The organism is Cyanobium sp. Aljojuca 7A6 (assembly GCF_024346455.1).
Lineage (GTDB): Bacteria > Cyanobacteriota > Cyanobacteriia > PCC-6307 > Cyanobiaceae > Cyanobium.
Genome location: NZ_JAGQCY010000019.1, coordinates 1 through 17,658, shown reverse-complemented (window position 1 = coordinate 17,658; position 17,658 = coordinate 1). Strand labels below are relative to the sequence as shown.

The 17,658-nt window shown below is 63.5% G+C and carries 26 protein-coding genes and 2 pseudogenes; 14 read left to right on the top strand and 14 right to left on the bottom strand.

The genetic code is table 11. From position 1 onward, the window contains the following. Positions 1-31 precede the first annotated feature (31 nt). From KBY95_RS14220 to KBY95_RS14195, 6 genes are all read right to left on the bottom strand, one after another. Positions 32-1,339 carry a hypothetical protein gene (locus KBY95_RS14220; protein WP_254965806.1) on the bottom strand — a complete coding sequence of 436 codons (1,308 nt, stop codon included), beginning with the start codon at positions 1,337-1,339 and terminating at the stop codon, positions 32-34. Continuing rightward, entirely contained in the window at positions 1,329-2,879 is a 1,551-nt protein-coding gene (locus tag KBY95_RS14215) for a class I adenylate-forming enzyme family protein (RefSeq protein ID WP_254965805.1), read from the bottom strand. The genes KBY95_RS14220 and KBY95_RS14215 overlap by 11 nt, the downstream gene beginning before the upstream one ends. 79 nt (positions 2,880-2,958) lie before the next feature. Continuing rightward, the gene (locus KBY95_RS14210) at positions 2,959-3,186 is read right to left on the bottom strand and encodes a PIN domain-containing protein (RefSeq protein ID WP_254965804.1); all 228 of its coding nucleotides are present in this window, start codon (positions 3,184-3,186) and stop codon (positions 2,959-2,961) included. Next, positions 3,183-3,386, bottom strand: a complete 204-nt coding sequence (locus KBY95_RS14205; RefSeq protein WP_254965803.1) for a type II toxin-antitoxin system VapB family antitoxin — start codon at positions 3,384-3,386, stop codon at positions 3,183-3,185. Before KBY95_RS14205 ends, KBY95_RS14210 begins: the two co-directional genes overlap by 4 nt. Positions 3,387-3,586: 200 nt before the next feature. Then, the gene (locus tag KBY95_RS14200; protein ID WP_254965802.1) at positions 3,587-3,832 is read right to left on the bottom strand and encodes a type II toxin-antitoxin system HicA family toxin; all 246 of its coding nucleotides are present in this window, start codon (positions 3,830-3,832) and stop codon (positions 3,587-3,589) included. After that, a complete protein-coding gene (locus tag KBY95_RS14195; protein ID WP_254965801.1) occupies positions 3,829-4,035 on the bottom strand; it encodes a 2-oxoisovalerate dehydrogenase in 207 nt (68 codons plus the stop codon). Before KBY95_RS14195 ends, KBY95_RS14200 begins: the two co-directional genes overlap by 4 nt. A gap of 212 nt (positions 4,036-4,247) precedes the next feature. On the opposite strand from KBY95_RS14195, the gene KBY95_RS14190 reads away from it, so the two are divergent. Next, the gene (locus KBY95_RS14190; RefSeq protein ID WP_254965799.1) at positions 4,248-4,475 is read left to right on the top strand and encodes a hypothetical protein; all 228 of its coding nucleotides are present in this window, start codon (positions 4,248-4,250) and stop codon (positions 4,473-4,475) included. Here the strand turns inward: KBY95_RS14190 and KBY95_RS14185 are convergent. Continuing rightward, entirely contained in the window at positions 4,430-4,663 is a 234-nt protein-coding gene (locus KBY95_RS14185) for a DUF4926 domain-containing protein (protein ID WP_254965798.1), read from the bottom strand. The genes KBY95_RS14190 and KBY95_RS14185 overlap by 46 nt on opposite strands. Positions 4,664-4,666: 3 nt before the next feature. Beyond that, complete coding sequence (locus KBY95_RS16535) at positions 4,667-4,996, bottom strand: DUF6883 domain-containing protein (RefSeq protein ID WP_396095031.1); 330 nt, start codon at positions 4,994-4,996, stop codon at positions 4,667-4,669. Positions 4,997-5,073: 77 nt separating this feature from the next. Between KBY95_RS16535 and KBY95_RS14180 the strand changes: the two genes are divergently transcribed. The 5 genes from KBY95_RS14180 (at position 5,074) to KBY95_RS14160 (ending at position 8,290) form a co-directional block, all read left to right on the top strand. Then, positions 5,074-5,454, top strand: coding sequence for a hypothetical protein (locus tag KBY95_RS14180; protein ID WP_254965797.1), 381 nt, complete (start codon positions 5,074-5,076; stop codon positions 5,452-5,454). Positions 5,455-6,041: 587 nt separating this feature from the next. Further along, the gene (locus KBY95_RS14175) at positions 6,042-6,389 is read left to right on the top strand and encodes a nucleotidyltransferase domain-containing protein (RefSeq protein ID WP_254965796.1); all 348 of its coding nucleotides are present in this window, start codon (positions 6,042-6,044) and stop codon (positions 6,387-6,389) included. A gap of 30 nt (positions 6,390-6,419) precedes the next feature. Beyond that, on the top strand, positions 6,420-7,043 hold the full coding sequence (locus tag KBY95_RS14170; protein WP_254965795.1) for a Fic family protein: 624 nt from the start codon (positions 6,420-6,422) through the stop codon (positions 7,041-7,043). Positions 7,044-7,306: 263 nt separating this feature from the next. Next, complete coding sequence (locus KBY95_RS14165; protein WP_254965794.1) at positions 7,307-8,113, top strand: hypothetical protein; 807 nt, start codon at positions 7,307-7,309, stop codon at positions 8,111-8,113. 18 nt (positions 8,114-8,131) lie between these two features. Beyond that, complete coding sequence (locus KBY95_RS14160; protein ID WP_254965793.1) at positions 8,132-8,290, top strand: HNH endonuclease signature motif containing protein; 159 nt, start codon at positions 8,132-8,134, stop codon at positions 8,288-8,290. Here the strand turns inward: KBY95_RS14160 and KBY95_RS14155 are convergent. Then, positions 8,281-8,505, bottom strand: a complete 225-nt coding sequence (locus KBY95_RS14155) for a type II toxin-antitoxin system HicA family toxin (RefSeq protein WP_254965843.1) — start codon at positions 8,503-8,505, stop codon at positions 8,281-8,283. The genes KBY95_RS14160 and KBY95_RS14155 overlap by 10 nt on opposite strands. Before the next feature lie 2 nt (positions 8,506-8,507). Further along, on the bottom strand, positions 8,508-8,738 hold the full coding sequence (locus KBY95_RS14150; protein WP_254965792.1) for a type II toxin-antitoxin system HicB family antitoxin: 231 nt from the start codon (positions 8,736-8,738) through the stop codon (positions 8,508-8,510). Between the two features lie 117 nt (positions 8,739-8,855). Here KBY95_RS14150 and KBY95_RS16435 point away from each other — a divergent pair, with 117 nt between their 5' ends. Beyond that, entirely contained in the window at positions 8,856-9,815 is a 960-nt protein-coding gene (locus KBY95_RS16435; protein WP_315858941.1) for an HIT domain-containing protein, read from the top strand. Positions 9,816-9,883: 68 nt separating this feature from the next. On the opposite strand, the gene KBY95_RS16530 is transcribed toward KBY95_RS16435, so the two are convergent. Together KBY95_RS16530 and KBY95_RS16525 are read right to left on the bottom strand one after the other, a co-directional pair. Then, complete coding sequence (locus KBY95_RS16530) at positions 9,884-10,393, bottom strand: DUF1524 domain-containing protein (RefSeq protein ID WP_396095032.1); 510 nt, start codon at positions 10,391-10,393, stop codon at positions 9,884-9,886. 531 nt (positions 10,394-10,924) lie between these two features. Further along, positions 10,925-11,623: pseudogene (locus KBY95_RS16525) on the bottom strand (DUF262 domain-containing protein); the annotation flags it as partial. Positions 11,624-11,851: 228 nt separating this feature from the next. On the opposite strand from KBY95_RS16525, the gene KBY95_RS14130 reads away from it, so the two are divergent. Beyond that, positions 11,852-15,025, top strand: a complete 3,174-nt coding sequence (locus KBY95_RS14130) for a DUF3427 domain-containing protein (protein WP_254965790.1) — start codon at positions 11,852-11,854, stop codon at positions 15,023-15,025. A 9-nt stretch (positions 15,026-15,034) separates the two neighbouring features. Here KBY95_RS14130 and KBY95_RS16520 read toward each other — a convergent pair whose 3' ends face one another. Both KBY95_RS16520 and KBY95_RS14125 read right to left on the bottom strand, forming a co-directional pair. Beyond that, on the bottom strand, positions 15,035-15,274 hold the full coding sequence (locus KBY95_RS16520) for a type II toxin-antitoxin system HicA family toxin (protein WP_396095030.1): 240 nt from the start codon (positions 15,272-15,274) through the stop codon (positions 15,035-15,037). Beyond that, positions 15,274-15,504 carry a hypothetical protein gene (locus KBY95_RS14125; RefSeq protein ID WP_254965789.1) on the bottom strand — a complete coding sequence of 77 codons (231 nt, stop codon included), beginning with the start codon at positions 15,502-15,504 and terminating at the stop codon, positions 15,274-15,276. Before KBY95_RS14125 ends, KBY95_RS16520 begins: the two co-directional genes overlap by 1 nt. 132 nt (positions 15,505-15,636) lie before the next feature. On the opposite strand from KBY95_RS14125, the gene KBY95_RS14120 reads away from it, so the two are divergent. The 6 genes and pseudogenes from KBY95_RS14120 to KBY95_RS16515 form a co-directional block, all read left to right on the top strand. Next, a complete protein-coding gene (locus KBY95_RS14120) occupies positions 15,637-15,978 on the top strand; it encodes a DUF3427 domain-containing protein (protein ID WP_254965788.1) in 342 nt (113 codons plus the stop codon). 53 nt (positions 15,979-16,031) lie between these two features. After that, a complete protein-coding gene (locus KBY95_RS14115) occupies positions 16,032-16,226 on the top strand; it encodes a DNA-binding protein (RefSeq protein WP_254951800.1) in 195 nt (64 codons plus the stop codon). After that, positions 16,226-16,612 carry a type II toxin-antitoxin system death-on-curing family toxin gene (locus KBY95_RS14110; RefSeq protein WP_254965842.1) on the top strand — a complete coding sequence of 129 codons (387 nt, stop codon included), beginning with the start codon at positions 16,226-16,228 and terminating at the stop codon, positions 16,610-16,612. The genes KBY95_RS14115 and KBY95_RS14110 overlap by 1 nt, the downstream gene beginning before the upstream one ends. A 102-nt stretch (positions 16,613-16,714) precedes the next feature. Beyond that, positions 16,715-17,002 (top strand): annotated as a pseudogene (locus KBY95_RS14105) (DUF3427 domain-containing protein); the annotation flags it as partial. A gap of 30 nt (positions 17,003-17,032) precedes the next feature. Then, a complete protein-coding gene (locus tag KBY95_RS14100) occupies positions 17,033-17,359 on the top strand; it encodes a nucleotidyltransferase family protein (RefSeq protein ID WP_254965786.1) in 327 nt (108 codons plus the stop codon). Between the two features lie 55 nt (positions 17,360-17,414). Further along, the coding region (locus KBY95_RS16515; RefSeq protein ID WP_396095029.1) for a HepT-like ribonuclease domain-containing protein at positions 17,415-17,658 on the top strand (244 nt) is incomplete at its 3' end.

The window sequence follows — 17,658 nt, the reverse complement described above, 5'->3', positions numbered from 1 at the left end:
TGTCCCGTGGGGTGGGCGGTTGTGGATTGTCTCAGGCGGTCGGCCGGGGCCCACGCTCCAGGCCGTCGATGGTCTGCTCCAGCAGATCGCGGCCGCTGTCGTACACGACGCGCGGCGCCGGCCGGCCCGCCTCGGTGGCGCCCAGTCGGCGGGCGGCGGCACGGCGCCGCTTCAGCTGGGGATCGGCGGTGCGGGCCGCTCGGGCCCAGGCCTGGCGGCGGCCATTGCGGGCGGCGATGGCACGGTTGCGCCAGTGCTGCAGCGGCAGGCGGGCCAGGGGCAGGAGCAGCAGCAACAGGGCGTAGCCGATGGCGAACCGCGCCAGCCAGGCCACGGGGGGCAGCCAGGCGGGCGTGATCGCCAGCAGCCACGGCGCGAGCACCAGCAGGGCCCCGACGGTGAGGCCATAGGCGGTTCGTTGCCCGGCTCCGGCCCGGCTGAAGCGAAAAGCCCGCTCGCGCAGGGGCGGCACCGGCCCATCAACGCGGGCCGCTCTGGCGGGCAGGGAGGGGAAGCCATAGATCAGGTCCCCGTCCTCACTCACCTCGGGGCGGCCGTCGAAGCGCAGCAGCACCGGCAGCATGGCGGCATCGGCGAGGTCGCGGCGGCGGTCGGGATCGGAGGGGCACTCGGGCAGATCGAGCAGCGGGGCGAGGTCCTCGGCGATCACCACGCCACCGCGCTGGCGCAGGAAGGCGGCGATGCGGCGCCAGCGCAGCGGCTCCAGGCGGGCATTGGGATCGCCATCGCCGAACAGGATCGAAAACACGGCGCTGAGGAAGCCCAGGGAGGCCGGATCGGCACCCTCGCCGGGCAGGTCCCAGAGCAGGCTCCACAGCTGCTGCGGCGTGACGGAGGCGGAGCCCTGGCGCGACGGGGCCCGGAGGCCGGAGACGAGCAGATCCAGGATGGACAGGGGCACCTGGGCCAGCCCCTGCAGCAACGCCAGGCCGGCATCGTCGCCATCGTCGCTGCTGAACAGCCGCACGATCAGCAGCACCAGCAGGATCAGCACCACCAGGGTGGTGACCAGCACCAGCACCAGCCCGAAGCTGAGCCGGATCAGCCGGGCGGCCAGGCGCAGGGCCGCCTGCAGCCGGGCCTGCAGGCGCCGGCGGCCGCTGAGGGCCAACAGCCGCCTCCGCAGCGCGGCAGGAAAGACGAACAGCAGGGTGCCGTCCTCGGCCACCTGCAGGCGTCCGGAGACTTCGGCCACCAGGGCCAATAACCCCGGCTCGACCTCCTGCAGGGACAGGCCGGTGCCGGCGGCCACCTCACCAACGCTGCAGCGGCGACCGCGGTTGCCGATCCAGGCGAGCAGGGCGGCCTCAAGCGTCATGCAGCCCATCCGCCGCCAGCCGCCGCAGGGCCAGCCGGTCGGTCTTGCCCACGGGTGTGAGGGGCAGCGCCTCGAGCACGCGGATCTCCTCCGGCGCCTTGTAGCCCACCCGGGTCCGGGCAAAGGCGATCAGTTCGGCTTCGCTGGGGGCGGGCTGGTCGTGGCGGAGGGTGAGGTAGGCCCGCACGTTCTCGCCGTGCACCGGGTCCTGGATGCCGATCACCCCCACCAGATCCACGGCCGGATGCTCTGAGAGCGCCTCCTCCACCTCCTGGGGGCAGATGTTGGAGCTGTCGTGGACGATGATCTGCTTGCGGCGGCCGCAGAACCAGAAGAAGCCGTCGGCGTCGACCCGCATCTCATCGCCGCTGTCCAGCCAGCCCTGCCGGATCGTGTCGGCAGTGGCCTCGGGGTTGTCCCAGTAGCCCACCATCATCGAAGGCGCCTGGATCCAGAGGCGTCCCTGCTGGCCCGGGGCCACCTCGGTGCCGTCCTCGTGGCGCAGGCTGGCGCTGAACCCCGGGCAGAGCTGGCCGACCGAACCGATCCGATTCGGGCCCGACGGGGGCGCCAGGGTGGTGTAGCCGATCTCGCTCATGCCGAAGCATTCGTCGATGCCGAAGCCGGCGGCCCGGCGGAACTCCTCCTGCAACTGGTGGGGCACCTTGTCGCCGCCGCTGATGCAGAGACGCACCGAGCCCAGATCCGTCGGCTGGAGCCGTTCATCCCGCACCAGCTCGAACAGGGCGGCGGGCAACATCAGCAGCAGCGAGGGCCGGTAGCGCCGCAGCAGGGTTTCCACGGTGACCGCATCGATGCGGCTGGCGATCGCGGCGGAGGCGCCGGCGGCCAGGGCCGCCAGGACGAGGGCGCAGGAGGCAATGTGAGCCAGGGAGCTGCCAGCCAGCACCTCCTCGCCGGCCTGGAGTTCGCTGGCCTGGATGAAGGAGGTGAGCACGGCGGCGAAGCTGGCGCGGCTGTGGGTCACGCCCTTGGGCCGCCCGGTGCTGCCAGAGGTGAAGAAGAGGAAGCAGGGCTCGTCGGCGGCCAGATCTGGCCAGGGCGGGGCCTCGCCGCCGGCGGACACCGAGGCCAGCAGGGGCTCGAATCCGGCGGGATCGTCAATGCGGTGGCAGCCAAGGGGCAGCCGGGCCGCCACGGCGCTGGCCTGCACATCGGCCAGCCGTTCGCCGTGGAACACCAGGGCCGCGGCGCCGCTCATCTTCAGCGCATGGTCGATTTCCGGCGGCACATAGCGGTAGTTGAGGGGGGTGAGCACCAGGCCGCTGCGCAGCCCCGCCAGGTAGTGGACGACCAACTCCAACCGGTTGGGGATCAAAGAGGCGAGCCGGTCGCCCCGCCGCAGACCCAACCGCTGGTAGGCCCGGGCCAGCCGCTCCGCCTGGCGATCAAGCTCGGCCCAGCTGAGGCTGTGGTCCAGATCCTGCAGCGCCGCTGCCGCCGGATCGCCCCCCAGGCCGGCCTCCAGGAGGCGGTTCAGGTCGATCAGTGGGGCCAGGGGCGGACCGTGGTGGGGCATGGAATGCCGCAAGCCCGCCCACTCTGGCAGCGGTTTGGTGTCGCGCTGCCGCCGTCACAGCCCAGCGAAAGAGCGCCCCTCAAGCCGTTCCCCACAACCGGAACTCCACCTGCTGAGAGGCTGCCTGAAAGTCTTTGTCCGTCGTCAGCAGCGTCAGCTCATAGCGCTGGCAAAGTTGGATGAGCAGGGCATCGATGGTGCCGATCTGGATCCCTCTGCGGCGGCAGACATTGCGGATGTCCGCGCCTGGCTGGCCATCACGGCGAAAGGCCAGCGACCAGACAGAGGTATCGACAAGCAGGCTCACCGCTGGCGTTCCCGTTCGGCCTTGACGTCGTAGCCGGGGTTCCACTCGAGCTTGCCGAAGAGCTCGGCAACCTGGCGCTGCTCCCGGCGCGCGATGAACTCCTGAAGGGCACGGGTCACGGCGGCCTTTTTGGTGGGCTCACCGCTCACGCGGAAGGCGTGATCGAGCAGATCCTGATCGAGAGCGAGATTGGTGGCCATGTGTGACCTCCATGTGAGGTGCCTACACAATTGTTGCGTCGGCCTGGCTGAGGAGGCAAGCAAAGGCATGGCGCCTGGCATGGGCTGCTCCTCCACCAGTGCCACCCCTCCCCCACCGACAAGAGCTTCCGCGACACCATCGCCCGGCGGATCCGCTGAAGCGCATGGTGGGCCGCGTGCTCAACCTCACAGCCCTGCCCTCAAAGGCCCAGGCTGCCGATCAGCTCTTCGATCGAGCAACCCAGCTGACTGGCCACGTCCTTGAGGATCTGCCGCAAGGTGCCGACCCTGAGGGGCTTGTGGGCTGGAATGGTGAGGTGCTGCTGCTGGCCGTCAGAGCTTCGGCTCAGCCGCATGTGACTCCCAGTCTGACGGGTCAGCACATAGCCATGGCGCCGCAGGCGCTCGGCCAGGAGCTGGCCGTTGACGTCCCGCGGAATCCTCACAGGGCCAGCAGTTCCTGCCTCACGTGATGGAGGCGGATCAAGGGCGGTGCCTGGCCGTGATCGAAGTGGCAGACGACCGCGTCGCGGATCTCCCGGTGGAGCTCCTCGAGAGTGTCGGCCTCGGTGTGGATCGCGGCGCCGGCTGCGCTGGCCCGGAAGGAGCCGTCCTCCGCTTCCTCGACCACGAAAAGGATTTCCTGCATGGCCCCCTCCAGTGGCACCAGTCTGGCAGTGGCGGGCGGGATACTGCCCCTGTCTGGGCAAAGGGACTGGGGCGGCACAACCACACCCGGAGCCTGGTTGGCTGCAGCCGCAAAACGCCCGCATCAGAAGGGATCCCAGCAGGGGGTTCCGCCTGACAGGCCGCCCCAAAACAAACCTGGCCCAAGCACTTGGGAGCCGCCACCATCGCCCCATGCCCCCGCCCCCCTCCGCCACCTACCAGCGCCTGCGCGAGACCATCGCCAAGCAGATGCGCCTGAGCCCCATCGACCAACCGCTGATGCTCCTGGAACTGCTCGGCCGCAGCAGCCCCGCTCCAGCGCAGGACGTGGCCCGGCGGATCCTGGGAAGCAAGGAGCTGAACGATGTCGAATCTCAGGGATTGGCCGTAGCCAGCGAACGAACCGCGATCAGATCCTGATCACCAATCGCCCGGAGGCTGCTGCTTGAAAGCGTCAACAGCGATTGGGTGCGTCCCGAAGCGGCAACAAACTCAACCTCGTAGTTTGCAGGGTCGTGTATAGCCACGACAGCACCGAGATCGCCCAACTGCAGACCATCCTCAGGTATGTCGTGGGTGAGAGCAACTGTCTGGTGCAAGACGAACATGACTTACTCCGGAAATGCAGTGACGAGCCTTGGCTGCCTGGAATGATCCGGGATCAGCCAGACCGTTCTGAATGGTCTGGATGCGCCGTTGGGGCCTTTCAACGTAGCACTGATGACAACTTTCATCCCATAGACGCTCATCTCGATCCGCTGAACCGTCCCAGTCTGGCCATGGAGGAGCAGATCATCACGAAGTCGTGTCCAGGATTCAACGGTGTAGCCGAGTGAACGAAAGACCCTGGCCTTGAATCGTCCAACTGGATGCGTGTCTGAGAGCAGGTAGTCGCAGATCTTGGCTTCGTCAACGATCGCGTGGTCTGCATGGGGAAGCATTCGTGGGCCAGGGTGATCGCCGGGGCTTCTCCTCCACCAGTGCCACCCCCCGTCTCTCCCCAGCCAGGATGCCCCCCATGCCTCCGCCCCCCTCTGCTGCCTTCCTTCGCCTGCGCGAGACCATCACCGAGCGCATGCGCAAGAGCCCCATCGACCAACCCCTCATGCTCATGGAGCTGCTGGGGAGGAGCAGCCCCGCCCCAGCGCAGGACGTGGCCCGGCGGATCCTGGGCAGCCGATGGTGGGCAAGGTTCACCTTCAACGGCATCACCGCCTACGGCAACGGCGCCACCAGCCTGATCGGCGGCGACGAACTGAGCGACGCCGAGCGCGACCAGCTGCAGCAGCTATGCCGCCAGCGCCTCGACGCCTTCCGCGAGCACTCCGATCAGCGGCTCGGTGAAATACCGGGTTCTCACCCGCGCCCGGGGCCGCTGCGAGTGCTGCGGGGCCCATGAGCACCAGCGGGCCCTGGAGGTGGACCACATCATCCCCAAAAACCAGGGCGGCTCCGACGCCATCACCAACCTGCAGGCCCTCTGCTTCCGCGGCGTGCAGGCCAGCTACGGCCACCGCGAAGCGGGCTGTGTGTTCTGCGCGCTGGAGGGCAGCGGCCGGGTGCTGCTGGAGAACGAGCTGGCGCTCTGCATCGCCGACGCCTATCCCGTGAGCGAGGGGCACAGCCTGGTGATCCCGCGGCGGCATCGATCCACCAGGCCGCACCGGTGGGGTCGCCGTCGTGGTGAAGGTGGTGGCAGTGCGGGTGGCCAAGGGTGTGGAGCGGATCACTTGTCCGTTCCCCCGCTGGCTGCGGATGAAGGGGACTGGGGCGGCACAGCCACACCCGGAACCAGGTTGCCTCCAGCCGCCACGCGCCCACACCAGAAGGGATCCCAGCAGGGTCGCCCTCCTGACGGGCCGCCCAAAGACCACCCTGCCCGAGGCGTACGGGAGCCGCCAGGATCAACCCATGGCCCATCACACCCCCAGCCAGGAATCCCCACCCCCGCTACCAGCTTGATAAGACCCTGCCCAGAATGGCGGCATGACCAGCGTCGCCGCGCCACCGATCGACCAGCGCCTCCAGGGGATGGCGGCTGTGATCCAGCAAAGAATCCCAGGCGCGGAAGTGCGTCTGTTTGGCTCCCGGGCGCGTGGCACAGCGGGGCCGGAATCGGACATCGACCTGTTGATCACCGCACCGGATGCCTGGCTGGAGCGTCACCACCGCTTCGAGGTGCTCAACGAGCTCTGGGACGAACTGGCCCAGGCGGATGTGTCGCTGGATCTGCTGCTTTATTCCCAGCGGGAGTGCGAGGAGCGCCGCCACTGGCGCAGTCACGTGATCGGCAGGGCCTACCGGGAGGGGCGGTTGCTGGATGGTGCTGTCTGAGCCGGAAGGCCTGCTACGGATCGCCTGCGGATGAACCGCTACACCGTTGTTGGATCGGCCGCTGAATGTGAGCCTGGCTCGAACGGCTTGGTTCTGCGTAACCGATTGGGAATCACAGATCCAGGGGTCATGGGGTCACTGGAACAGGATCTGCTGCTTCAGCTCTATGAGGGGATATTCATCAACGGGGCTGAACCTCATCGTCTCACTGTCGCGGAAGTGATCGAATGGCACCGGCTCTGGCTGGAGGCTGTCTATCCATGGGCAGGAAAGGTGCGCCAGTTCAACCTGAGCAAAGGGAACTTTGCCTTTGCAAGCGCCCATCTCCTGCCCGATCTTCTGGAGGCCTTTCAACGCGAACAGCTCAACAAACGCACACCCCTTGATCCCCAGTCCGTCGACGAACTGGTTGAGGCGCTGGCTGAGGTGCACGTTGAATTTGTGCTCATCCATCCATTCCGCGAGGGCAATGGCCGCATCGCGCGGCTGCTGGCGGATGTGATGGCGAGCCAGGCGGGCATCGGCCCTCTCGACTACTCAGCCTGGGATCTGCAGCGTGAGCAGTATTTCGGCGCCATCCGTGCCGGGGCTGTGTTGAACAACGCTCCGATGCAGCAGTTGTTCAGGCAGGTGTTGCCTGGTGGGGGTGATTAGGAGGGGGTTGCCGAGCCACAAGCTGGCCTTCAATCACGGCGATGGACTGGCCCGTTTCGATGGCTGTGGAGCTGGCCACTGCACGAATGATCCGCGACCGAAGCGGGACTCGGCCAGCCTCCTGACGGAGCCGCTGGAGACCTGGATCGGAGCTGGCCATGGCATACCGCCTTTCAACTCCATTCTGTCACCACCACAACCTCGCCCCCGCCCACCACTCCGGATGGATCCCATGGGCCACCACCCGCTGACGATCGGAGCGGATGGGATCCTCAGGAGACGTCGTCACGACAACGGCGTTGTTTCTGGCCTTCAACGGCATGGGCCCGCAGCGTGGGTTCCAACTGCCGCCGCCTGGGATCCGCTGCCAGCACCGCACCTGTCAGACCTCGGCATCGCAGGTGCCCAAGGGGGTGGAGCGGATGCTCTTGTCCTTTCCCCCGCTGGATGGGGAAGGGGGCTGGGGCGGCATAACCACGCCCGGAGCCGGGTTGGCTGCAGCCGCCATGCGATCACGCCAGAAGGGATCCCAGCAGGGGCTCCTTCCTGACGGGCCGCCCAAAACCAAACCTGGCCCGGTCGCCCGACAGCCGCCAGGATTCCCCCATGCCCCCGCCCCCTCCACCACCTACCAGCGCCTGCGCGAGTACATCGCCAAGCAGATGCGCATGAGCCACATCGACCAACCCCTCATGCTCATGGAGCTGCTGGGGAGGAGCAGCCCCGCCCCGGCGCAAGACGTGGCCCGGCGGATCCTGGGCGAAGACGTGACCCAGATCGAGTACTACACCGAGCGGGTGAAGCGGATGGTGGGCAAGGTGCTCACCCGCAACGGCATCACCGCCTACGGCAACGGCGCCTACAGCCTGATCGGCGGCGACGAACTGAGCGACGCCGAGCGCGACGCGTTGCAGCCGCTATGCCGCCAGCGCCTCGATGCCTTCCGCGAGCAGCGCGGCGAAGAGGTGTTTGCCCACCGCAGCCGGCACCGCAGCCAGATCAGCGACTCTGTGAAATACCAGGTGCTCACCGGCGCCCGAGGCCGCTGCGAGTGCTGCGGCGCGCACTAACACCAGCGGGCCCTGGAGGTGGACCACATCGTGCCCAGGAACCACGGCGACTCCGACGCCATCGGCAACCTGGAGGCGCTTTGCATCGCCGTTGCCGACCTGGTGATCGAGGGCCAAGCGATGAGCTTCAAGCGCTGTGCCCCCAGGGCTATGGGCAACTGCCACGTTCAGCGGTAGCCAAGGAAGTCCTCCATGGTCATGCCGATGTCCTTGGCGATCTGACGAAGCAGCGGTGGCGCGATGTCACGGCCCTGATGGGCTGGAACGGTGGTGCCGCGTCCACGTGCATCGCGGAACTGCAGATGGGATCCGCGTTGACGGACAAGCTCAAAACCCAGTTTCCGCAGGATGCCGACCACTTCCGAGGGCTTGAGAACCGGTGTCGAGCCCACGTTCAAGCCGGAACAACGATCTGCTGCAGGCCGACGAAATCGCTCTCCAGGCTCGGCTCACCGTCTTCCAGCAGCATGGCGATCACCTCCTGGAGATTGGCCTGCAGCTCGTCGAGCGTCGCCCCCTGGCTGTGGGCGCCGGGGAAGCCAGGCACATGGCCCACAAGCAGACCTGTCTCGCTGCAGCGTTCGATCACGGCGGAGTAGGTACGCACGATCTGGCCGACCTTCACTAGTTGCATCGTAGGTACCGCGGCTGGGCTTGCCGATTGGAGTGGGGCGACCATCGGAGGGTGATGGTCTTCTCGTCTACCAGTGCCACCCCCTGTCACACCCGCCAGCATCCCCCCATGCCCCCGCCCCCCTCCAGCACCTACCAGCGCCTGCGCGAGACCATCGCCAAGCAGATGCGCATGAGCCCCATCGACCAACCCCTCATGCTCATGGAGCTGCTGGGCCGCCGCAGCCCCGCCCCCGCGCAGGACGTGGCCCGGCGGATCCTGGGACGCGCATGGCGGGCAAGGTTCACCTTCAACGGCATCACCGCCTACGGCAACAGCGCCTACAGCCTGATCGGCGGCGACGAGCTGAGCGACGCCGAGCGCGACGCGCTGCAGCAGCTGTGCCGCCAGCGCCTCGATGCCTTCCGCGAGCAGCACGGCGAGGAGGTGTTTGCCCACCGCAGCCGCCACCGCACCCCGATTAGCGGCTCGGTGAAATACAGGGTTCACCGATGCGCCCGGGGCCGCTGCGAGTGCTGCGGGGCACACGAGCACCAGCGGGCCCTGGAGGTGGACCACATCGTCCCCAAAAACCAGGGCGGCTCCGACAGCATCACCAACCTGCAGGCGCTCTGCTTCCGCTGCAACGCCGGCAAGCGCGACACTGACCGCACGGACTTCCGCGGCATGCAGGCCAGCTACGGCCACCGCGAAGCGGGCTGTGTGTTCTGCGCGCTGAAGGGCAGCGGCCGGATGCTGCTGGAGAGCGAGCTGGCGCTGTGCATCTCCGACGCCTACCCGGTGAGCGAGGGGCACAGCCTGGTGATCCCGCGTCGGCACGTGAACGACGGACTTGCCCTCCATCAGCCCGAATGGAATTCGATTGTCGAGCTCTTACAATGGAGGCGGAAAGTGCTCGAAGATGCCGACTCAACGATCACAGGCTTCAACGTGGGACTGAACTCAGGAGCAAGCGCCGGGCAGACCGTCTTTCACGCTCACTGGCATTTGATTCCGAGGCGCAATGGGGATACAGATGAGCCTCGGGGTGGAGTGCGGGGAGTGATACCAGGGAGAATGAACTACTAACGCTTTCGATCACCTGTGCGACTTACGCGTGAGGCAGAATATCTTAGTTTCTGGGATTGGAAAATTAATCATGAAGATTCAATCAATTCCTGTTCTTTTAAAAATTCAAAAAACCGGTCTAAAATAACTTGTGTTCTATCAATGATTTGCTCTTCGGAAAACGCTGACAATTCAATGATTGTAGAGATTTCATGGATCTGGCTTGGATCCTTATATTTGCCACGGCGCTGAACTCCACTGTAAATCTTCTTTTTGTCATCAAATCGATAGTCTGAAGCACGAATGTTAATGCTTTCCTCAAGAAGAATCTTGTTTCCAAGACTTTCGAGATTGAGCTCATTCTCTAAGTCCCCATCAATCTCCTGTCGCTTTCTCGAATAAATATGCTCAATATCAAAGCCTTGTTTTAAGTCAAGGAGCTTTTGGTCGGCGAATGAATAGGCAAACCAAGTCAACAATGACCGCGTGATTGCCCGTTGGTTCGTGAAAGCATAGTTTTCAAATTGAGAACGAGACTGAGATTCAATAAACTTATACTTAGAGAATGTTGCCGCAGAACCATTCACGATAGTGATCATTTCGTCGTACACGGGGGTACGAAGTGCATTCACTCCAGGGTTAGTAATTGCATAGCCGAATATAAAGGCCGTAATTCGGTCAAGAAAATTGCCAAACAAGTCTTCCTGAAGCAAGTCCTCACTATCCTTATTTTGTAGATAGTAGACAGATGTAATATTATGCCACATGCCATTTGGCGCGAAATTCAAGACGAATAGCTTTTTTAGAATGGATTCTGTGAACCGGCCCTTGTCTTGAACTGATACACTCTTCCAAAAGAGAGCCAATGTCTTCAAATTAGCCATTGTATTGTCAGATCTCATGTACTGATACTTATTTCGTTCATAAAATTTCCTCAAAGATTCTGTCGTCGAACTCCTATTTCCTTCTTTAGCTCGTAGAAAATACATATAGCGAGAAAACAGGTCATCCATTGGAGTCCCCGATATTGGATGAAATACGGCATTGGACAACTCTTCAAGTTCTTTCCAGTCCTTTATAAAGGAATCCTTCATCCTTGAGTCATTAAAATGTTTGTAAAATTGAGCCTTGAAAATATCTGCATCAGACAAAGGGAGTCCACGATCGTTTAACGTCGAAAAAATTCTTAATGCTGTATCCTGGGATTCGGCTTCAATGGGAAGGAGAATGCAATTATTTAAAATACGAGCTGGAAAAAACGGGAAGTAACTAGCAAAACTCTGAAGAAATGATTCAATTTTACCTTGAAAAAATTTATAATTTCTTACATATTGACTTTTTGCTGTGGACTTTACTACCCCTGTCTTGAGCAACTCAAGAAATTCTTCTTTGTCATTGTCTGTTGCGACTTCAGAGTCGATCTTTAATGATGATTTGTCTGCGCTGCCAAAAGTGTCTGTTTTCCAAATACATTTTTCAATTCGGTCTCTGGTGAGCTTCGAATTCCGGTCCTGCATGTTGGCAAACTTGTCGTAAAAGGCTCGAAGAATTAGAAGTATTGTAGTGAGTCGCTGCTGTCCATCAATGACTTCAGATTTGCTCTTTTCATTCTTAAATGTTACTATTGATCCCAAGAAATAATCTTCGTTATCATCAAAAGCGTCGCAGTCATTATTAGGAAAAGAAAACAAGAAAAGATCGTCTCAAAGGGTTTGGCATTGCTCATCATCCCATGCATAAGGCCTCTGGTAATCTGGAATGAGAAAGTCAGATCTTTTATCCGATAACAAGTCAAAAATTGATTTTTGGTCAACATTTAATTTGGACATTTCATTCACCAAATTCCGCTGAACTACTAAATTGGCGAAACAATGCGTGGCCGCTCATGTCGGCCCCTCTACCCCATGGGTTACAGATGACGCCAAGTTAGACATGAGTTCAACCTTTGCAAGAAACAAATTTGATCAGCATTCGATAGCCCAGCACATTGTATGGGATCCGCATAACATCGGCATCAAAGCTGTCGACCTATCGCAGACCATGTCCATGGACACCCCATGACCGACCAGCTTTCACCCCCCGGCATTTATCAGCAACTCCTTACAGAGGGACTGGAGCAGCAACTGAACCTGCTGGCGAGCGATCTCTATAAGAAAGACGGCCTCGACCCCCAGGAAGCCCCGCGCCTGCTGGCCCGGCACCTGGCGGGACTGGCCCGCATCGCCCTGGAGCACCTGAGCGGTGGCGTCACCCCTGAGCACCAGCTCGCTCTCGTGAACCAACTGGTGGGCCTGCTCCAGAGCCAGGCACCCCGCGCCATCTCCACCACAGACCTCCTGCACCCCTCCGCCCGGCTGCTTTCGGAGATCCGATCCACTGCGCTCCTGCCCGGCCAGGCAGAAACCATCCGCCCGCTCATCCCCCTGGCCGACAGCAGCCTGCTGGTGAACGCCAGCGGCGAACCGTCGGTGGGGCAGGCGCTGATCCACGAAGTCCCCTCCGCCCAGCGGATCGACCTGCTCTGCGCCTTCATCAAGTGGAGCGGTCTGCGCCTGCTCCAGCCTGCGCTGTCTGAATTCCTGCAGGCCCCGGCCCGCCGCCCGATGAGGGTGCTCACCACCGTCTACCTGGGCGCCACCGACCGCCGCGCCCTCGATTGGCTGGTGGCCCACGGCGCCGAGGTGCGCGTCAGCTACGACACCCGCCGCACCCGCCTGCACGCCAAAGCCTGGCTGTTCCATCGGCCAGGCCTCGCGGGCTCACCCCCGGCCTCCACCGCCTACATCGGCTCCTCCAACCTCTCCACCGCTGCCCTGCACGACGGTCTGGAGTGGAACGTTCGCCTCTCCGCCCACGACAACGAGGGCATCCTGGCCAAGTTCCAGGCGGCCTTTGAGAGCTACTGGGAGGAGGGCGAGTTCGAGCCCTACCGCGCCAGCGAACTGGAGCAGCGCCGCTTTGATCGGGCCGCGCGCGAGGAATCGGCGGGAGACTCGGCGGCGAACGTCACCCTGCTCAGCTTCTTCGACATCCGCCCCTACGCCTACCAGCAGGAGATCCTCGACAAGCTGTCGGCCGAGCGCAGCCTCCATGGCCGCTGGCGCAACCTGGTGGTGGCCGCCACCGGCACGGGCAAAACCGTAATCGCCGCCCTCGATTACGCCCGCCAGGCCGGTCCGGGTCACCCCAGCCTGCTGTTCGTGGCCCACCGGCGCGAGATACTGCAACAGAGCCTCGCCACCTTCCGCCAGGTGCTGCGCGATGGCGCCTTCGGCGAGCTGCTGGTCGATGGCCAGCGCCCCAGCCAGTGGCGCCATGTGTTCGCCTCCGTGCAGTCGCTCGCGGGGATCGATCCGGCCGACCTGGCAACGGACACGTTCGCCGTGGTGATCGTCGATGAGTTCCACCACGCCGCCGCCCCGAGCTACGAGCGCTGGCTGGCCCACCTGAGGCCGTCCCTGCTGCTGGGCCTCACCGCCACCCCCGAGCGCACGGGCGGCGAGGACATCCTCCATTGGTTTGACGGCCGCATCGCCGCCGAACTGCGCCTCTGGAGTGCCCTCGACCAGGGCCTGCTGTGCCCCTTCCACTACTTCGGCCTACACGACGGCACCGATCTCTCCCAGATCGAATGGCGCCGCAACGGCTACGTCACCGAGGCCCTCGCCAACCTCTACACCGCCGACGACGCCCGCCTGCGCCTGATCCTGCGCGAACTGGCTGACAAGGTCACCCACCTGGCGTCGATGCGGGCCCTGGGCTTCTGCGTCAGCGTGGAGCACGCCCACTGGATGGCCCGCAAGTTCGTTGCCGCCGGCCTGCGCGCCGCCGCGCTGGATGCCTCCAGCCCCCGCGACGAGCGCGCCGAGCAGATCCGCCGCCTGCGCGCCGGCGAGCTGCAGATCCTCTTCGCGGTGGATCTGTTCAACGAAGGCCTCGACATCCCCGAGATCGACACGGTGCTGTTCCTGCGCCCCACCGAGAGCCATCTGGTGTTCCTGCAGCAGCTCGGCCGCGGGCTGCGCCTCTGCCCGGGCAAAAGCTGCCTCACGGTGTTGGATTTCATCGGCCAGGCCCACCGCAACTTCCGCTTCGACCTCCGCTACCGCGCCCTGCTCGGCGGCACGCGCGACCAACTGGAGCAGCAGATCAAAGAAGGGTTTCCCTTCCTGCCCGCCGGCTGCAGCCTGCAGCTCGATCGGGTGTCGAGCCAGCGGGTGCTGGCCAATCTGCGCGAGTCGCTGCCCAGCCGCCGGCCCCAGCTGCTGGCGGAATGCCGCCGCCTTGGGCGCTGTTCGCTGGCGGGGTTGCTGGAGGGGCTTGGGATGGAGCTGGGGGAGTTTTACAAGGTGGCGGGGTCGTGGGCGTTGCTGCAGCGGGAGCTGGGGTGGGTGGCCGGGGCGGCCTCCGGGGAGCTCAGCGGCGATGAAGAGCGGCTGGGGCGTGGCATCGCCGGGGGCCTGCTGCACCTGGATGACCCCGAGCGGTTGCGTTGGCTGGTGGATCAGCTGCAGCGGCCCGTGGCGCCCGATCCGGCGGGGTTCGATCCTGGGGCCGAGCGCCGCTGGCGGATGCTGATGGCCCAGCTGTGGGGCAGCGGCCGCCAGCACCTGCCCTTGGCCGAGGCTTTGGTGCGGCTTTGGGCCGCGTCCGCGATCCGCGCCGAGCTGGTGGAGCTGTTTGAGCTGCTTCTGAAGCGCACCACCCATCTGGTGGCGCCCCTCACCTGGCCGTTCCAGGCCGATGGCGAACCTGCCCCGCCGGTGCCCCTTGGCCTGCACGGCCGCTATTCCCGCACCGAGGTGTTCGCCGCCTTTGGCCTGCTCAACGACACCCGTACCTTCCCCGGCCGCGAGGGAGTGTTCTTTGATGACGCCACCCGCTGCGATGTCTTCTTCATCACCCTCAAAAAGTCTGAGCGCCTTTTCTCCCCCACCACCCGCTACAACGACTACGCCATCTCCCCGTTGGAGTTCCACTGGGAGAGCCAGAGCAACACGCGGGAAGCCTCATCCACCGGGCAGAGATACATCCACCACGTTGAGCGCGGCAGCCGGGTGTTGTTGTTTGTGCGGGAGGAGAACAAGCGCGGCGGGGTGACGCTGCCGTTTCTTTGCCTGGGATTTGTCGATTACGTGAGCCACGAGGGCGAGCGGCCGATGGCGATTCGCTGGCGGCTGCAGCGGGCGATTCCGGCGGCGTTCGTGCCAGAGCTGGCGTTGGCGGTTTGAGGGGGCGGTTCAGCCTTCCTCGTAGACAGCAAGAAAGTCTTCCCTGCTGATTTCTGACTGCCTCAGGATCAGTCGAAGCGTGGACCCCTTGATCAACCGATGGTTCGGCATCGTGAGTGGCGTTCGAGTGCCATCTGGGTTCGCCCGTGCCAGGGCGATGTGATTGCCTTCCCGTACCAGCTCAAACCCAAGACTCTGAAACGCCTTCAAGACCCGCTCCCGGGGCGCATCCACCGGAAATTTCGGCATTAACCAGCCAGAACGGTTTCGGCCAGAAACACCTCTTCAACAGGATCCTCCTGGGTGAGGGAATCAAGCCCGAACGTCTGGCCATGAAACGCAAGGGCGGAACGCACGTCTGCAAGTGCCGCTTCATAGCTATCGCCTTGTCCAACAACCACACCGGTGATCCCGAGCGGATAAGCCACATAGCCATCCGCATGACGCTCCACAACTAATTTCAGCCGCTGGGATGCCATCGGAGGCCGTTTCTGCTGTGTCGCCTCCACATTAGGACTGATGACCCAGCTGAGGGGCCTCGGCCTGCAGCACGTGCCCCAGCCCGAAGCCCCCTCGTCCGGCTCTTGCCTGCCGCAGACCTCCGCGCCGAGGTGTCCGCAGCCCACTGCTACGCAAAAGCCTTCGGCTTCGATGAAGCCACCCGCTACAACAACGACGCGATCTCCCCGCTGGAGTTCCACTGGGAGAGCCAGAGCCTCACCCCGGAAGCGTCCGCCACCGGGCAGCGTTATATCCACCACGTTGAGCGCGGCAGCCTGGTGCTGCTGTTTGTGCGGGAGGAGAACAGGCGCGGTGGGGTGACGCTGCCGTTTCTTTGCCTGGGGTTTGCCGATTACGTGAGCCATGAGGGTGAGCGGCCGATGGCGATCCGTTGGCGGCTGCAGCGGGCGATTCCGGGGGGCTTCTATCCGGAGCTGGCGGTGGCGGTGTGAGGGGGGCGATCCCCTTTCGACCTCTCCTATCCTTGGGGCTCTGGAGGTCTGCCATGGCCCTCGCCATTGAGCTCAACGAAGAACAGTCCCGTGCCCTGGCCGAGGTGGCCGGGCTGCTCAACGTGTCTCAGGAGGTCCTGGCCTCAGCCGCCGTACGCGATCTCCTGAGCCGACCCTCCGCAGACTTCGAAGCAGCCGCATCGAACGTGCTGGCAAAAAATGAGGAGCTTTACCGTCGTCTGGCGTGATGCGCTACCTCCGCCTCGGTGAGGTACTGGAGCTGCACCGCCGATTGATCGCCACCTCAGGGGGGTCCCCTGGATTGCGGGACCTTCGTCTCTTGGAAGGGTCACTCTCCCAGCTCCGCCAGACCTTTTCGGGGGTTGATCTCTATCCCACTCTTTTCGAAAAGGCTGCCGTTCTTGGCTTTTCCCTGATCAAGAACCATCCCTTCGTAGATGGCAACAAGCGTGTTGGCCATGCCGCCCTGGAGGTGATGCTGATGCTCAATGGCTATGAGTTGACCGCTTCCAAAGAATCCACCGAAGCTGTTGTTCTTGCTGTTGCCTCCGGAATGCTTGATCGGCAGGCATGGACCGAGTGGGTCAAGGAACAGATCAAGCCCTTGGGATGAGGTTGGGTGGCCAGATCATGGAGCTTATCGACCGTCTGCCCGGGCTGGACTAACCGGGCCCACTGCTAAGCAGAAGCCTTCGGCTCCGATGAAGACACCCGCACCAACGATGACGCCATCTCCCCGCTGGAGTTCCACTGGAAGAGCCAGAGCAACACCCGCGAAGCCTCCGCCACCGGGCAGCGCTACATCCACCACGTTGAGCGTGGCAGCCGGGTGCTGCTGTTGGTGCGGGAGGAGAGCAGGCGCGGTGGGGTGACGCTGCCGTTCCTTTGCCTGGGCTTTGCGGAGTATGGGAGCCACGAGGGCGAGCGGCCGATGGCGATTCGCTGGCGGTTGCACAGGGCGATTCCGGGGGGCTTCTATCCGGAGTTGGCGGTGGCGGTGTGAGGGACCCGAAAGCTCCATTAACCTGACCCCATGGACACGGCTGCACCGCTACTGCCCTTGCTGATCGACCGGTTGGAGCCGCTCAGGCACCTGTGCGCCCTCTACGGGGTGGATCGGCTGGAAGTGTTCGGCTCAGCGGCGAAGGGCCTGTTTGACCCCGCCAGCAGTGATCTGGACTTCATCGTGCAGATGACGGGCCAACGGGAACCGGGCTATGCACGGCGCTTCTGTTCCTTCGCCGATGCATTGGAAGCCCTCTTCGGCCGTCCGGTGGATCTCTTGACGGAATCCATGATCCACAATCCCTATTTCCGGAAAGACGTGGACGCGTCACGCCGGCTAATCCTGGAACTCTGATAGGCGAAGAGAGGCGCTGAAACGCCTGCTTGACGCCATTGAGGACGATCCAAGTGTGCTAACGATCATTCCCGATCTACGTCGCATCGTTGGTACACGGAACAGAATCATCCATGTGTACAAAGCCGTGGATCAGCTGATTCTCTGGGATTCGATCCAGCCATTCCTTAGCTGTGCTTTCCCACCAGGTTGTTCATGCCTGCAGCTCAGCGAGCCGCTGCTGGGGGGTGAGGCCACCGAGGGCCATGTGGCACCTGCAGCCGTTATAGATCCGCAGGTAGGCCGGCAACAGTGCGTTC

Coding starts and splice junctions, on each gene's coding strand:
- KBY95_RS16520 (WP_396095030.1), bottom strand. CDS start 15,274: ATGCCGAAATTTCCGGTGGATGCGCCCCGGGAGCGGGTCTTGAAGGCG.
- KBY95_RS16530 (WP_396095032.1), bottom strand. CDS start 10,393: ATGATCACTATCGTGAATGGTTCTGCGGCAACATTCTCTAAGTATAAG.
- KBY95_RS14110 (WP_254965842.1), top strand. CDS start 16,226: ATGCGCTACCTCCGCCTCGGTGAGGTACTGGAGCTGCACCGCCGATTG.
- KBY95_RS14195 (WP_254965801.1), bottom strand. CDS start 4,035: ATGCAGGAAATCCTTTTCGTGGTCGAGGAAGCGGAGGACGGCTCCTTC.
- KBY95_RS14130 (WP_254965790.1), top strand. CDS start 11,852: ATGACCGACCAGCTTTCACCCCCCGGCATTTATCAGCAACTCCTTACA.
- KBY95_RS14100 (WP_254965786.1), top strand. CDS start 17,033: ATGGACACGGCTGCACCGCTACTGCCCTTGCTGATCGACCGGTTGGAG.
- KBY95_RS14215 (WP_254965805.1), bottom strand. CDS start 2,879: ATGCCCCACCACGGTCCGCCCCTGGCCCCACTGATCGACCTGAACCGC.
- KBY95_RS14125 (WP_254965789.1), bottom strand. CDS start 15,504: ATGGCATCCCAGCGGCTGAAATTAGTTGTGGAGCGTCATGCGGATGGC.
- KBY95_RS14180 (WP_254965797.1), top strand. CDS start 5,074: ATGCCTCCGCCCCCCTCTGCTGCCTTCCTTCGCCTGCGCGAGACCATC.
- KBY95_RS16535 (WP_396095031.1), bottom strand. CDS start 4,996: ATGCTTCCCCATGCAGACCACGCGATCGTTGACGAAGCCAAGATCTGC.
- KBY95_RS16435 (WP_315858941.1), top strand. CDS start 8,856: ATGCCCCCGCCCCCCTCCAGCACCTACCAGCGCCTGCGCGAGACCATC.
- KBY95_RS14190 (WP_254965799.1), top strand. CDS start 4,248: ATGCCCCCGCCCCCCTCCGCCACCTACCAGCGCCTGCGCGAGACCATC.
- KBY95_RS14115 (WP_254951800.1), top strand. CDS start 16,032: ATGGCCCTCGCCATTGAGCTCAACGAAGAACAGTCCCGTGCCCTGGCC.
- KBY95_RS14185 (WP_254965798.1), bottom strand. CDS start 4,663: ATGTTCGTCTTGCACCAGACAGTTGCTCTCACCCACGACATACCTGAG.
- KBY95_RS14175 (WP_254965796.1), top strand. CDS start 6,042: ATGACCAGCGTCGCCGCGCCACCGATCGACCAGCGCCTCCAGGGGATG.
- KBY95_RS14165 (WP_254965794.1), top strand. CDS start 7,307: ATGGGATCCTCAGGAGACGTCGTCACGACAACGGCGTTGTTTCTGGCC.
- KBY95_RS14170 (WP_254965795.1), top strand. CDS start 6,420: ATGAACCGCTACACCGTTGTTGGATCGGCCGCTGAATGTGAGCCTGGC.
- KBY95_RS14220 (WP_254965806.1), bottom strand. CDS start 1,339: ATGACGCTTGAGGCCGCCCTGCTCGCCTGGATCGGCAACCGCGGTCGC.
- KBY95_RS14205 (WP_254965803.1), bottom strand. CDS start 3,386: ATGGCCACCAATCTCGCTCTCGATCAGGATCTGCTCGATCACGCCTTC.